A 13,348-nucleotide genomic window follows, 5' to 3' on the forward strand; every position below is an offset into this window, starting at 1 on the left:
CATGTACCGTATGTACATTCCGCTTTCTCAGCCGTTTTCGCCTTGTCTCGCTCTAGCTCGCGAGATCGTAAACAGGCTCTACAAGCGCTCGGTCAAAAACAAAGGCGAAGGAGACATCTCCTTCGCCTTTGTCGTTTCCGCCGCCAATAAAAAGCCCCGGCAAGCTGCTGCCGGGGCAAGCCTGATCAATCCAGGCCCCGCTCAGGGAGGCAAGCGGGAGGTGTTGGCCACCTGCTTGTTTAGGTGTGGGCCTGTTCCTAAAGTTCCGGCGGCTCGGACTCATCCGCAGCCGGCTGTCCCATGTACTGGTCGAACCAGCCGTTCACCACCCGCTCCACGTCCTCTACCCCGCTTTTCTTCAGGCTGGAAAACATCTGCACGCTGACGTCCGGATAGTCCTTCAGCTCGCTCTTGACCAAGGCCAGCACCTTGGATTGCTCCTGACGCGACAGCTTATCGGCTTTGGACAGCAGGATATGCACCGGCCGTCGGGTAATGCGGAAGAACTCCAGCATCTTGCGGTCCAGCTCTTTCAAAGGATGGCGCGCGTCCATAATCAACAGTAGGCCGATCAGGCTCTCGCGCGACTGCAAATAGCGTCCCAGCAGCTCCACCCAGTGCGCGCGCACCGCTTCAGGCACCTCGGCATAGCCATAACCGGGCAAATCGACTAGAAAACATTCGTTACCCAGCTCAAAAAATTGATGTGCTGAGTGCGGCCCGGCGTCTTGGACACCCGCGCCAGACGGCCATGATTGGCCAATGTGTTGATAGCGCTGGACTTGCCTGCATTGGAGCGGCCCACGAAGGCGACCTCCGCTCGGGTGGGCGGCAAGTCCTTCATGTGGTTGACGGTGGTATAAAATCGGGCGTTTTGAAAAGTCGACATAGTAGTAAGGGTGAAATCAGTTGGTATAGAATAGCAGGTTTGAAATTGCCACTTTTACAGATATTTAGGGATAGCCCCTAAAGGAGCGACCATGAAACGTATGATGCTGTTGGCGATGGCGGCTGCAACCCTGGCCGGAAACGCGTTGGCGGCTGCGCCGGTTGCCGCCAAGGCGGACCCGGTGAAGGCCAAACAGATCGTAGAAACGGTTTGCGCGGCTTGCCACGGCACTGACGGCAACAGCGTAGCCGCGGCCAACCCCACGCTGGCGGGTCAGAACGCGCACTATCTGTACACCCAGTTGAAGGCGTTCAAGGCGGGCGTGCGCAAGAACCCGACCATGCTGGGCATGGCCTCCACGCTGTCCGAAGACGATATGCGCAATGTCGCCGCCTACTACAGCGAGCAAAAGCCGAAGGACCGCGAGGCCTCCGACAAAACGCAAATGCCGCTGGGCGCCAAGATCTACCGCGTCGGCAACGCCGGCACCCAAGTCCCCGCCTGTATGTCCTGCCACGGCCCCGCCGGGAAGGGCCTGCCCGACCAGTACCCGCGTCTGGGCAGCCAGCACGCCGGCTACATCGTCAAGCAGTTGCAAGACTTCAAGGCCGGCGCCGACCGCAAGAACGGCCCGATGCAGGATATCGCCAACCGCATGAGCGACGCGGAAATGAAGGCCGTGGCCGAATACATTTCCGGCCTGCGCTGAGCACCGATGCCGCCCGACCGCGCCGCTTGCGCGGCCGGCCGGGCATGACGGCCCGCAGGGCCGCGCCGTGTAGGGAACTCCGCGCCGCTTGCGCCAGACGGCGCCGTCCGCACTTCGAGACGCGCCGGCAACTTTGTCCGGCACCCCCGGCTCAAAAGGGAAGACCCGTCCACGGGCTTTCCTTTTTGCACTTTACGCCACTATGAAAAAAACTAGCCGCAACGGCCTGGCTCATGCCTGGTATGAGTTGCTCAGCTCGATGCGCTTCGCCATCGGCCTGCTGACGATACTGGCCATCGCCTCGGTGATCGGGACGGTTCTGAAACAGAACGAACCCTATCCCAATTATGCCTTCGAATTCGGGCAATTCTGGTTTCAAGCGTTTGAATGGCTAGGCTTGTACGACGTCTACCATTCGGCGTGGTTCCTCACCATCCTCGCCTTCCTCGTGCTGTCCACCAGCTTGTGCATTCTGCGCAACGGTCCCGGCTTCATCAAGGAGATGCGCGCTTACCGTGAAAAAGCCTCCGACAACTCACTGGCGGCGATGAAACACAGCGTCAGCTTCCAGGCGGAAGGCTTCGACACCGAGGCCGCCCGCGCCTACCTGCAGGCGCAAGGCTTCCGCCTCAAGGAGCAAGCGCGCGCCGACGGCGGCCTGGTGCTGGCGGCCAAGAAAGGTGCGGCCGGCAAGCTTGGTTATTTCTTCGCCCACATCGCGCTGGTGGTGATCTGCATAGGCGGCTTGCTGGACGGCAACCTGCCCTTGAAAATAGGCGAACTGACCGGCAAAGTGGTGCCCGAAACCCGCGATGTGCCGCAAAACCAGATTCCGGCGGTCAGCCGCTTGGGCCCGAACAATCTGTCCTTCCGCGGCAATGTCACCATTGCGGAGAACAAGAGCGCCGACGTTACCTTCCTCAACGCCGGCAACGGCTACCTGGTTCAGGAACTGCCCTTCATCATCACCTTGAAGAAGTTTCACGTCGACTACTACAGCAACGGCATGCCCAAGCTGTTCGCCAGCGACATCGTCGTCACAGACAAGGCCAGCGGAAAAACCACCGAGGCCACCGTCAAGGTCAACCATCCGCTGATCGTCGACGGCATCGCCATCTACCAGTCCAGCTTCGGCGACGGCGCCTCCCCGCTCAAGTTCAAGGCCTGGAACCTGGCCGCGCCGCAAGCGCGTCCCACCGAGATTCCGGCGGTGTCGATGTCCAGCCAACCCCTGAAAGCCAACGGCAAGGACTACACGCTGGAAGTGGGGGAACTGCGCGTATTCAACATAGAAAACATCGGCAAGCCTCAGGACGAGCAGCGCACTTTGTCGCAGCGCATGCACGACGCGCGCGAGGTCAAGCAAGACAAGCAGCTGAAAAACCAGGGGCCGTCGATCAGTTTCAAACTGCGCGACGCCCAGGGTCAAGCGGTGGAGTTCATGCATTACATGGCCCCGATTCAGCAAGACGGCGCCAGCTATCAGATGGCCGGCGTGCGCAAAACCGTGGCCGAACCGTTCCAATACGTGCGCATCCCCTTGGATGAAGAAATGAGCGTGGAGCGCTTCATGCGCCTGCGCGCCGCCTTGCTGGACCCGGCGCGTTACGACGAAATCGCCCGCCGCGCCGCGCACAAGGCGCTGAAAGGCGACGCTATCAGCCCGGCAATGCAGCAGCAGTTCACCGACAGCGTCAAATGGGTATTGGCGCGCTTCGGCGACAGCGGCTTCGTCGGCCTGGAGAAGTTCCTGGACGCCCGCGTGCCGCAAGACAAACGCCAGGCCGTGGCGCAAACCTATATCAAGATCCTGCAAGGCGCGGTGGCGGACGTGATGGCGGTGGCGGACGAAAAAGCCGGCCTGCCGGCGATGAAGCTGGACAGCGAGCATTACCGCTTCCTGCTGGACAGCCTGGTGGCGGTCAGCTCGCTGCACGACTACGGCGCGCCGGTATTCCTGCAACTGGAAGGCTTCGAGCAGGTGCAAGCCTCCGGCCTGCAGCTGACCCGCTCGCCCGGCAAGACCCTGGTCTATCTGGGCTCGGTGCTGCTGGTCTTCGGCATCATCCTGATGTTCTACGTGCGCGAGCTGCGTCTATGGATTCGCGTCAACGGTTCCAAAGTACGGGTAGCGATGACGTCAAACCGGCATAATCGCGATCTGGACGGCGACTTTGCGCGCCATACTCAACTAATCAAACAGCTGGTACGAGGTGCATGATGGAACTGGCCCACGCTTCTTTCTCGCAACAGCCGCTGCTGAAACGGCTGAGCCTGGCCGACTGGCTCTACGCGCTGCTGGTGCTGGGTGCCGCCGGCTATAGCTACGCGCTGTACAACCATTACATGGACGGCTATGAGCAGGCTATCCTGGCCGGCTCGGCGCTGGGCTTGATCGGCCTGGGCTGGTTCTGGAAATCCTGGCGCTGGTTCTTCCCGCTGGCGGGCTGTATCTCGTTGCTGGCGATCCAGGTTTATCAGCATGAGCTCGCGCGCGGGCAGACCGCCTTCCTGCTCAAGTACATGCTGTCCAGCCAATCCTCCATCATGTGGATGTGCACGCTGTTTTTCCTAGCCGCCTTCTCGTACTGGATCGGCTTGCTGACTCGCTCCGACACCCTCAACCGCATGGGCACCGGCCTGACCTGGGCCGCGTCGGTGATGGGCCTGGCCGGCTTGTTCACCCGTTGGTACGAAAGCTACCTGATCAGTCCGGACATCGGCCACATCCCGGTGTCCAATCTGTACGAAGTTTTCGTCTTGTTCACGCTGATCACATCGCTGATGTATCTGTACTACGAAGCCAAGTACGCGGCGCGTCAGATGGGCGCCTTCGTGCTGCTGGTGATCTGCGCCTCGGTCAGCTTCATTCTGTGGTACACCTTCGACCGCCAGGCTCACGAGATCCAACCCTTGATCCCGGCGCTGCAATCCTGGTGGATGAAGATACACGTGCCGGCCAACTTCGTCGGCTACGGCGCTTTCGCCATCGCCGCCATGCTCGGCATCGCTGAACTCCTCTCACTGAAGGGCTGGCTCAAGGACAAGCTGCCGCCGGCCGAAGTGCTGGATGAGGTGATGTACAAAGCCATCGCCGTCGGCTTCCTGTTCTTCACTATCGCCACCATCTTGGGCGCAATGTGGGCCGCAGACGCCTGGGGCGGTTACTGGAGCTGGGACCCCAAGGAAACCTGGGCTTTGATCGTGTGGCTGAACTACGCCGCCTGGCTGCACATTCGCCTGGTCAAGGGTTGGCGCGGCGCGCCGCTGGCCTGGTGGGCGGTAGTGGGCTTGTTCGTCACCAGCTTCGCCTTCCTAGGCGTCAATATGTTCCTGGCCGGCCTACATTCCTACGGCGGCCTGTAAGAGCCTGCTTGCGATCTGCTGCTCTTGATGGCACGGGGTGTAAACAGATACACCCCGCTTTCTCCGCCTCAACACCGTGTCTCGCTCAAGCTCGCGAGATCGTGAGCGTGTTCTAAACCTCCTCCCGAGCCACCCCGCCGACGCGGGGTTTTTCTCTTGCCGGCGCGGCCGGTCGCGACGGATTTTTGTTAATCGCGCCCCGACTGTGCTATTTTTACCCCGTTTTTATTTATAAGGAATCTTCGTTTTCATCATGGACGTTTCGTGGCTGTCTGACCCTTCCGCCTGGCTTGGCCTCCTCACGCTGATCATCCTGGAGGTGGTGCTGGGCGTTGACAACCTGATCTTCGTCGCCATCCTGGCGGAAAAGCTCCCCCCGCACCAACGCGACCGCGCCCGCATCACCGGCCTGTCGCTCGCTCTGATCATGCGTCTAGTGCTGCTGGCCAGCATCTCCTGGCTGGTGACGCTGACCTCGCCGCTGTTCCATGTGCTCAGCCAACCCTTCTCGGGGCGAGATCTCATCATGCTGGGCGGCGGTGTATTCCTGTTGTTCAAAGCCACCACGGAACTGCACGAACGCCTGGAAGGCGTGGATGAAGTGAAGAGCAATGGCCAGAAGGCTTACGCCGCCTTCGGCACCGTCGTCGCCCAGATCCTGGTGCTGGACGCGGTATTCTCCATCGACTCGGTGGTCACCGCCATCGGCATGGCCGAACACCTGCCGGTGATGATGCTGGCCGTCATCATCGCCATGCTGATGATGATTGCCGCCAGCAAACCGCTGACCGCCTTCGTCAACGCCCACCCCACCGTGGTGATGCTGTGCCTGGGCTTCCTGCTGATGATCGGTTTCAGCCTGGTGGCGGAAGGCTTCGGCTTCCATATTCCCAAGGGTTATCTGTACGCGGCGATCGGCTTCTCGGTGCTGATCGAGGCCTTTAACCAGGTCTCGCAGGCCAACCGCATCCGCTACCTGAACCGCAACCAATCCTTGCGCGAACGCACCGCCAACGCGGTGCTGAGCCTGATGGGCAGCAAGCTGACCAGCCCCAGCGCCGACGAAGGCAAGGTGGAAGACAGCAAGGACGCCGAACCGCAAGAAGCCTTCGCCCAAAACGAGCGCGCGATGATACACAGCGTGCTGACCCTGGCCGAGCGGCCGATCCGCGTGATCGCCACGCCGCGCGCCGATGTCCACCGCCTGGACCTGAGCCAGAGCCAGGATGCCCAACGCAAAGTGCTGCGCGATAGCCCCTACTCCCGACTGGTGGTGATCCGGGACGGCAGCATAGACGAACCGCTGGGCATCGTCGCGCGCAAAGACCTGCTGACCCAGTTGCTGGACGGCGGCGAGATGAACATCGACGCCGCCCTGCGTCAGCCGCTGGTGCTGCCGGAAACCGTCACCGTGCTCAAGGCGCTGGAGAGCTTCCGCCAACATTCGGCGGACATGGCCTTCGTGGTCAACGAGTTCGGCAGCCTGGAAGGCATCGTCACCCAAAAGGACTTGATGGAGGCCATCGCCGGCGAGTTTCCGGAAGAGCACGAGCGTCACGAACTGCCGGCCATCCTGCAGCAGGCCGACGGCAGCTTCGATGTGGAAGGCAGCCTGGAACTGGTGACGCTGGAACAGCACATCGTGCTGGGGGACTTCGAGGACGAAGACTTCCACACCGTGGCCGGCCTGCTGATGGACTGCCTGGAGCGCATTCCGCGCGAGGGCGATGAAATCACCGTCGGCGAATGGAAGCTGCGCGTCACCGTGCAAAAGGGCAACCGCACCGAGCGGGTGCTGATCAGCCCGCTGGTCAATCTGGATGCCAGCATCTAAGTCCGCCGCCGCGCGGGGCACTCAGGGCCGGGCTTCCCCCCGGCCCTGGTTTTTATACGTGCTGCGCTGCCGGGACGGCGCGCTTTACACCGGCGTCACCACCGATGTGGCGCGCCGCTACGCCCAGCACGCCGCCGGCAAGGGCGCGCGCTACACTCGGCTCAATCCGCCGCAAGCGCTGGCCCTGGTGCTAGTCTGCACCGGACGCTCCGACGCCCTGAAGGCCGAATACGCGTTCAAACGGCTGGACCGCGCAGCCAAGCTGGACTTTCTGAACCTCCACGCGCCCACGGACGGAGATTTCACGGTTTTCATGTCGGCGCCCGCCAATGGCAACACAGATTAACCAGCCTTAACAGATACTTACCGTCTTCTGCCATAGGCTGACATCTGGCAGTTATTGCCATTCCAGGAGATCAAGATGAAAACGAACGCTCGCCCCCTCATGCTGGCCAGCCTGCTCGCCGCCAGTTTATTGTTCGCCGCCCAGGCCCGGGCCGAATCAGAATGGCAGAAAGAACATCCACGCCGCGAGGAAGTCAATCAGCGCCTGCACCATCAGGACCGCCGCATCCACCACGAACTGAAGGAAGGCAAGATCAGCCGCGACGAAGCGCGCAAGCTGCACGGTGAAGACCGCGACATCCGCCAGCAAGAACAAGGCATGGCCAAGCTGGACCACGGCCACATCACCAAGCAGGAACAAAAAACGCTGAACCAGGAGGAAAACCAGGTCAGCCAGCAGATCAAGAACGGCAACTGATCGTCTCGTCCAAAGACAAAGCCCGCCAAATGGCGGGCTTTGTCTTTGCGGCCTAGCTGGGCTCATTCCAGTTCCAGTTAGAACCGAAAACGCGAAGGCGAACAAGCGAGGCCGCAGACAGTACAAGAGAGTACGGCAAGGCCCCGCGTAGTGAAGCCGACAAAGTTATCGGTGTTAAATGGGATTGGAATCAGTGCTGCAAGATCTTGGACAGGAAGTGACGAGCCCGCTCGGAGCGGCCGTCCAGATTGCCGAAGAACTCGTCCTTATCGCAATCCTCCACGATGTGGCCCTGATCCATGAAGATCACGCGGTTGGCCACGCGGCGGGCAAAGCCCATCTCGTGGGTCACGCACATCATGGTCATGCCCTCGTGCGCCAACTCGGTCATCACGTCCAGCACCTCGTTGATCATCTCCGGGTCCAGCGCGCTGGTGGGCTCGTCGAACAACATCGCGATCGGGTCCATCGCCAGCGCGCGCGCAATCGCCACCCGCTGCTGTTGGCCGCCGGACAACTGGCTGGGAAACTTGTCGGCGTGCGCCTTCAAGCCCACGCGGTCCAACAGCTTCAGGCCCTTGTCCCGCGCCTCGTCCTGGCCGCGGCCCAGCACCTTGACCTGAGCGATGGCCAGGTTCTCTGTGATGGACAGGTGCGGGAACAGTTCGAAGTGCTGGAACACCATGCCAACGCGGCTGCGCAGCTTGGGCAGATCGGTTTTGGGATCGCCCACCGAGATGCCGTCGACAACGATCTCGCCCTTCTGAAACGGCTCCAGCGCATTGACGCACTTGATCAAGGTGGACTTGCCGGAACCGGACGGCCCGCACACCACCACCACCTCGCCCTTGGCGACCTGGGTGGTGCAATCGGTCAGGACCTGGAACTGTCCGTACCACTTGCTGACTTGCTTCAGGGAAATCATTGCGCTCATACAGCCAACCTTTTTTGCATGCGCTTCACCAAAAGGGAAGCGCCGAAACTGATCACGAAATACACCGCGCCGGCAAATAGCAGGAACTCATGCGGCAAACCGACGACATCGCCCTTGGAGCGGGCGGTGTTCAGGAAATCCATCAAACCCACAGCGTACACCAGCGAAGTGTCCTGGAACAGAATGATGGACTGCTGCAGCAGCAAGGGCGTCATCTTGCGGAAGGCCTGCGGCAGGATCACCAGCCGCATCACCTGGCCGTAGTTCATCCCCAGCGCGTAGGCCGCGCCGGCCTGGCCCTTGGGGATGGCCTGAATGCCCGCGCGGACGATTTCGGAGAAATACGCCGCCTCGAACATCACGAAAGCCACCAGGCAAGAGGTGAACGCGCCCACCGGTTCCAGGCTGCCGGTAATCCAGTTCAGCACCATCGGCACCACCAGATAGAACCAGGAGATCACCAGCAGCAAGGGGATGGAGCGGAAGTAATTAACGTAGAACTTGGCCAGCGGCGACAACACCCGGTGCTCGGAGAGCCGGGCCAGGGCCAGCAAGGTGCCCAACACCACGCCGCCCGCTACCGCCATCACCAGCAGTTTCAGGGTCAGCTGCATGCCTTGCCACAAACCCGGCAGCGCCGGAACGATCTGACTGAAATCCAATTCCATCATTTGCCCCCCATCATGCCGGGAATGCGCACGCGCCGCTCGATCCAGGCCATCAGCGTCATCAAGCTCATATTGAGCACGAAATAGATGATGGTGGCCAGGGTGAAGGCCTCAAAGATGTTGGCGGAGAACTCCGCGGTCTGCTTGGTTTGCGCCAGCAGCTCCATCAGGCCAATCAGCGAAGCCACCGAGGAGTTCTTGAAAATATTCAAAAACTCGCTGGTCAGCGGCGGAATGATGATGCGGAAGGCCTGGGGCAACAGCACGTGCCGGTAGGCTTGCGGCAAGGTGAAGCCCATCGCCTGCGCCGCGTTGCGCTGACCGCGCGGCAGAGCCTCGATGCCGGTGCGCACTTGCTCGCACACCCGCGCCGCGGTGAACAGCCCCAAACACACCACTACCGACAGAAAGGCGGAAGTGGCCGGCGCCAGGTCCTGCTTGAACCAGGTTTGCGCGCCCTCGGGCAGCAGATCCGGGATCAGAAAGTACCAGACGAACAATTGCACCAACAAGGGCACATTGCGGAACAACTCGACGTAGGCGGTGGCGATGCCCGCCACCCACCGGTTCGACACCGTGCGCATCACGCCCAGCACCGAGCCCAAAGCCAGGGCGATCGCCCAGCCGGCCAACGCCACGGCGATGGTCCAGCCCAGGCCGGACACGAACCAGTTCAGATAGATTTCGCTACCCACCCCGGTGGACTTGAAAAACACCATCCAGTCCCAGTGGTAATTCATGCTTCACTCCCACAACGCCAGCCCGCCGGCGCGCTCATCCGCGCCGGCGGGCCGCGGCCCGGCTTAAACGCCCGGCCACACACAAAGAAAGCGGGTACGGCCGCGCGCCCCGTGCTCCTCGCGAAACGGCGGGGAACACGGGGCGGCGACGCGCCAACCGCGACTTACATCTGCTCGGCAGACTTGTCGGTCGGCTTGGCGATCAGCTCCTTGAATTCATCGGACATCGGGAAGTTCAGGTTCAGCCCCTTGGGCGGCACCGGGCTGGTGAACCACTTGGCGTAGATCTTGTTGACCTCGCCGGACTTGAAGGTGTTGCTCAGCGCGGTGTCCACCACTTTCTTGAAGGCGGGATCTTCCTTGCGCAGCATGCAGCCGTAGATCTCGTAGGACTGCGCCTTGCCGGTGACCACCCAGTTGGCCGGGTTCTTGGCCTTGGCCATCTCGCCGTACAGCAGCGCGTCGTCCATCATGAAGGCGGCGGCGCGGCCGGACTCCAGCATCAGGAAGGATTCGCCGTGATCCTTGGCCGAGATAATGTTCATGCCCAGCTTCTTATCGGCGTTCATCGCCTTGATCAGGCGCTCGGAAGTGGTGCCGGCGGTGGTCACCACGTTCTTGCCCTTCAGATCCGGGAAGTCTTTGATGCCGGAGGTCTTGGCGGTCAACAAACGGGTGCCGATTTCAAAGATGCCCACCGAGAACGCCACTTGCTTTTGACGCTCCACATTATTGGTGGTGGAACCGCACTCCAGATCCACTGTGCCGTTTTGCACCAGCGGGATGCGAGTCTGCGACGTCACCAGATTGTATTTGACCTGCAGGTTCGGCATTTTCAGCTCTTTTTTCACCTGCTCAACCACTTTGTTGGCCAAATCCACCGAGTAGCCCACCGGCTTCTGGTTATTGTCGTAGTAGGAAAACGGAATGGACGCGTCGCGGTTGCCCAAAACGATCACGCCGGAATCCTTGATTTTCTTGAGAGTGCCGGTCAGTTCGGCGGCCATGGCCGGAGCGGCGCAGAAGGCGCCCAAAGTGGCGGCACAGATCAGGGTGGAGCGAATACGCATGAAGTTTCTCCTTTTTCACTTCCTGTGATAGACAGCCCCCGCCAACAAGGACGGGGACAGACGACTCTTTGTAGTGCGGCGGGCGCTGAACGCCCGCTCGTGTTTTTTACTTTCAACGCCCTGTTACTGGCGTTTGGCCTTGAGGCCTTTCGCGCTCAGATAATTGGCCAGGCGGACGTAATCCTCCACCGGCAGGTTCTCCGGCCTCAGCCCGGGATCGAGCGCCAGCGCGGCGAAGCCATCCGCGTCCAGCAGACCCTTCAAATTGTTCTTCAGCGTCTTGCGCCGCTGCGAAAACGCCGTGGTCACCACCTGCTCCAGCAGCGCCTCATCGTCGGCCACGCCGCAACGGCCTGGTGCCGGAATCATCCGCACCACGGCGGAATCCACCTTCGGAGGCGGCCAGAACGCTTCCGGCGGCACATGCAGGATGTTCTCCATTTCAAAGCGATACTGCAACATCACCGTCAATCGGCCGTAGTCGGCGGTGGACGGCTCCGCCACCATGCGTTCGATCACCTCTTTTTGCAACATGAAATGCATGTCGGTGACTTTCTGACCGTAAGTGGCCAGATGGAACAGCAGGGGCGTGGAAATATTGTAAGGCAGATTACCGACGATCTTCAGCTTGCCCTCCGCCACCGAGGCGAAGTCGAACGCCAGCGCGTCCCCGGCATGAATGCTCAAACGCTCCGCCGGAAACTCCGTTTGCAAACGGCTGATGATGTCGCGGTCGATCTCCACCACATGCAGATGCTTGAGTGCAGCCAATAGCGGCTTGGTGATCGCGCCCAGTCCGGGGCCGATCTCGATGACGACATCGTCCGGCTGCGGATTCACCGCATGCACGATGTTGGCGATGACGCTGGCGTCCTGCAGGAAATTCTGGCCGAAGCGCTTGCGCGGAATATGTTTGTTCATGAAATCTGCTAATCAGTACAAAGAACGGAGAAGCGCCGGACAGCTTGCCGTCGCGCCTCATTGTCGAAGTCAATTCTCAAGTTTTGGCCAATTGTCTGCCGATTGTAGGCTGCCCGACAAGAGCTAAAGCCGCCCCTGCGCCACAAATCTCACAATACATGCCAAACACTTGAAAATCAGTGAGGATTTTCCCGAATCGCCGCGGCGGGCCGGGTCAGCCAACGGCACAATCCGGCCAACAGCAACACCATCGCGCCCAGCGCCCATTCGCCCGGCAACGGCAAAGCGGCCAGGCCCGCCGACACGCCGGCTGCGAACAACATCTGCCCGCAGCCCAACAAGGCGGCGGCGCGGCCGGCGCCCTGAGAGAACGGCGCCATCGCCATGCCGCTGGCCGGCCCCAATGTCCAGGCGAAGCCCACGCTCAGCACGCCTATCGGCAACATATAGTGCCAAGCGCCCGGCTGGCCGGATAGCGACAACAACATGACGCCCGCCAGCAACATGATGTTGAGACCGTAGCGCAACATCGCTTTTTGACCAAAGCGGCCGATCAGCTTCAAGCCAAGGAAGCTGGCCGCCATCACCAAGAGGGCGTTGCCGCCGAACAGCAAGCCGAAGGTGGTGGCGTCCACCCCGCCGCGCTCAATCAGCACCGCCGGCGCCAGCGTCACATAGCTGACGATCAAAGCCAGCGCCGCGCAGCAGCAAGCCCCGTAGCGGCGCAGCGCCTGCGTGGACAGCACTTGGCGCATGCTGATCGCCGGCCCTCCGTCGGCGCTGGCAACAGCGGGCCGGGTTTCCGGCATCTTCCAGGCCAGCCACGCCGCCGCCAGCACCGCGCTGCCTGCCAGCGCCAGGAAGCAGGACTGCCAGCCCCAGCGCACAGTCAGCCAGCCGCCCAGCAAGGGCGCCATCGCCGGCACCACGTTCAGAGCGGCATTGAGCAGGCTGTAGCGCTGCGCGGCGGCATTGCCGGAAAAGCAATCTCGCACCAGGGTGAACGCGCACACCGAACTGGCGCTAGCGCCCAAGCCCTGCAGCGCGCGCAAGCCCAGAAAACCGCCCAGACTGTCGCTGCGGCTAGCCAGAAACGCGGCCGCGGCATACAGCAGCAGGCCGCCCAAAGCCACCGGCTTGCGGCCTATCCTGTCCGCCAACGGGCCGAACAGCAACTGCCCCAGCCCCAGGCTGAAAATGAACACGCTGAGGCTGATCGCGACATCGGCCTGAAAATGCAGCTGCATCGCCGGCATTGCCGACAGGTAAAGATCGATGCCCAAGGGATTGAACAAGATCAACAAGATGGCCGCCAAGGTAGCGGCGCGGGCAAACGGAGAAACGCTAGGGTTGGGCATCGGGGTATGACGACAGGGGATGGGGAAGCAAGCAGCCATGATACCGGGGAGAGCGCCCCGCCGCAGCAGGGCGCAGGAAAAAAACCCGCCTGGGCA

Annotated in this window: 12 protein-coding genes and 1 pseudogene; 6 read left to right on the forward strand and 7 right to left on the reverse strand. The window is 61.4% G+C overall.

Translation table 11 applies throughout. The features are described from left to right. Window positions 1-257: 257 nt before the first annotated feature. Window positions 258-889, reverse strand: a pseudogene (gene yihA / locus DXT74_RS01460) (ribosome biogenesis GTP-binding protein YihA/YsxC). A 91-nt stretch (window positions 890-980) separates the two neighbouring features. Between yihA and DXT74_RS01465 the strand changes: the two are divergent. The 6 genes from DXT74_RS01465 (at window position 981) to DXT74_RS01490 (ending at window position 7,561) form a co-directional block, all read left to right on the forward strand. After that, on the forward strand, window positions 981-1,598 hold the full coding sequence (locus DXT74_RS01465; protein WP_081555203.1) for a cytochrome c: 618 nt from the start codon (window positions 981-983) through the stop codon (window positions 1,596-1,598). Window positions 1,599-1,800: 202 nt separating this feature from the next. Then, window positions 1,801-3,819 (forward strand): cytochrome c biogenesis protein ResB, encoded by a 2,019-nt coding sequence (locus DXT74_RS01470; protein ID WP_194427138.1) that lies wholly within the window; start codon window positions 1,801-1,803, stop codon window positions 3,817-3,819. Then, entirely contained in the window at window positions 3,819-4,964 is a 1,146-nt protein-coding gene (gene ccsB, locus DXT74_RS01475; protein WP_194428023.1) for a c-type cytochrome biogenesis protein CcsB, read from the forward strand. Before DXT74_RS01470 ends, ccsB begins: the two co-directional genes overlap by 1 nt. A 253-nt stretch (window positions 4,965-5,217) precedes the next feature. Next, window positions 5,218-6,798, forward strand: coding sequence for a TerC family protein (locus DXT74_RS01480; RefSeq protein WP_043638178.1), 1,581 nt, complete (start codon window positions 5,218-5,220; stop codon window positions 6,796-6,798). Next, window positions 6,785-7,144 (forward strand): GIY-YIG nuclease family protein, encoded by a 360-nt coding sequence (locus DXT74_RS01485; RefSeq protein ID WP_194427139.1) that lies wholly within the window; start codon window positions 6,785-6,787, stop codon window positions 7,142-7,144. The genes DXT74_RS01480 and DXT74_RS01485 overlap by 14 nt, the downstream gene beginning before the upstream one ends. Before the next feature lie 75 nt (window positions 7,145-7,219). Next, window positions 7,220-7,561, forward strand: a complete 342-nt coding sequence (locus tag DXT74_RS01490; RefSeq protein ID WP_043638181.1) for a hypothetical protein — start codon at window positions 7,220-7,222, stop codon at window positions 7,559-7,561. Between the two features lie 190 nt (window positions 7,562-7,751). Here the strand turns inward: DXT74_RS01490 and DXT74_RS01495 are convergent, their stop codons facing one another. The 6 genes from DXT74_RS01495 to DXT74_RS01520 form a co-directional block, all read right to left on the reverse strand. Further along, window positions 7,752-8,486 carry an amino acid ABC transporter ATP-binding protein gene (locus DXT74_RS01495; RefSeq protein ID WP_019101740.1) on the reverse strand — a complete coding sequence of 245 codons (735 nt, stop codon included), beginning with the start codon at window positions 8,484-8,486 and terminating at the stop codon, window positions 7,752-7,754. Between the two features lie 5 nt (window positions 8,487-8,491). Next, entirely contained in the window at window positions 8,492-9,166 is a 675-nt protein-coding gene (locus tag DXT74_RS01500) for an ABC transporter permease subunit (RefSeq protein ID WP_196783807.1), read from the reverse strand. Next, window positions 9,163-9,903, reverse strand: a complete 741-nt coding sequence (locus tag DXT74_RS01505; RefSeq protein WP_043592404.1) for an amino acid ABC transporter permease — start codon at window positions 9,901-9,903, stop codon at window positions 9,163-9,165. The genes DXT74_RS01500 and DXT74_RS01505 overlap by 4 nt, the downstream gene beginning before the upstream one ends. A 164-nt stretch (window positions 9,904-10,067) precedes the next feature. Continuing rightward, on the reverse strand, window positions 10,068-10,973 hold the full coding sequence (locus tag DXT74_RS01510) for a glutamate/aspartate ABC transporter substrate-binding protein (RefSeq protein WP_194427140.1): 906 nt from the start codon (window positions 10,971-10,973) through the stop codon (window positions 10,068-10,070). Between the two features lie 123 nt (window positions 10,974-11,096). Beyond that, entirely contained in the window at window positions 11,097-11,894 is a 798-nt protein-coding gene (gene rsmA / locus DXT74_RS01515; protein WP_081555208.1) for a 16S rRNA (adenine(1518)-N(6)/adenine(1519)-N(6))-dimethyltransferase RsmA, read from the reverse strand. Window positions 11,895-12,070: 176 nt separating this feature from the next. Then, entirely contained in the window at window positions 12,071-13,252 is a 1,182-nt protein-coding gene (locus DXT74_RS01520) for a multidrug effflux MFS transporter (RefSeq protein ID WP_194427141.1), read from the reverse strand. Between the last annotated feature and the right edge of the window lie 96 nt (window positions 13,253-13,348).

It is taken from the genome of Chromobacterium sp. Rain0013, assembly GCF_015291765.1.
GTDB lineage: Bacteria > Pseudomonadota > Gammaproteobacteria > Burkholderiales > Chromobacteriaceae > Chromobacterium > Chromobacterium haemolyticum.

Coding starts and splice junctions, on each gene's coding strand:
- DXT74_RS01465 (WP_081555203.1), top strand. CDS start 981: ATGAAACGTATGATGCTGTTGGCGATGGCGGCTGCAACCCTGGCCGGA.
- DXT74_RS01470 (WP_194427138.1), top strand. CDS start 1,801: ATGAAAAAAACTAGCCGCAACGGCCTGGCTCATGCCTGGTATGAGTTG.
- ccsB (WP_194428023.1), top strand. CDS start 3,819: ATGGAACTGGCCCACGCTTCTTTCTCGCAACAGCCGCTGCTGAAACGG.
- DXT74_RS01480 (WP_043638178.1), top strand. CDS start 5,218: ATGGACGTTTCGTGGCTGTCTGACCCTTCCGCCTGGCTTGGCCTCCTC.
- DXT74_RS01485 (WP_194427139.1), top strand. CDS start 6,785: ATGCCAGCATCTAAGTCCGCCGCCGCGCGGGGCACTCAGGGCCGGGCT.
- DXT74_RS01490 (WP_043638181.1), top strand. CDS start 7,220: ATGAAAACGAACGCTCGCCCCCTCATGCTGGCCAGCCTGCTCGCCGCC.
- DXT74_RS01495 (WP_019101740.1), bottom strand. CDS start 8,486: ATGATTTCCCTGAAGCAAGTCAGCAAGTGGTACGGACAGTTCCAGGTC.
- DXT74_RS01500 (WP_196783807.1), bottom strand. CDS start 9,166: ATGATGGAATTGGATTTCAGTCAGATCGTTCCGGCGCTGCCGGGTTTG.
- DXT74_RS01505 (WP_043592404.1), bottom strand. CDS start 9,903: ATGAATTACCACTGGGACTGGATGGTGTTTTTCAAGTCCACCGGGGTG.
- DXT74_RS01510 (WP_194427140.1), bottom strand. CDS start 10,973: ATGCGTATTCGCTCCACCCTGATCTGTGCCGCCACTTTGGGCGCCTTC.
- rsmA (WP_081555208.1), bottom strand. CDS start 11,894: ATGAACAAACATATTCCGCGCAAGCGCTTCGGCCAGAATTTCCTGCAG.
- DXT74_RS01520 (WP_194427141.1), bottom strand. CDS start 13,252: ATGCCCAACCCTAGCGTTTCTCCGTTTGCCCGCGCCGCTACCTTGGCG.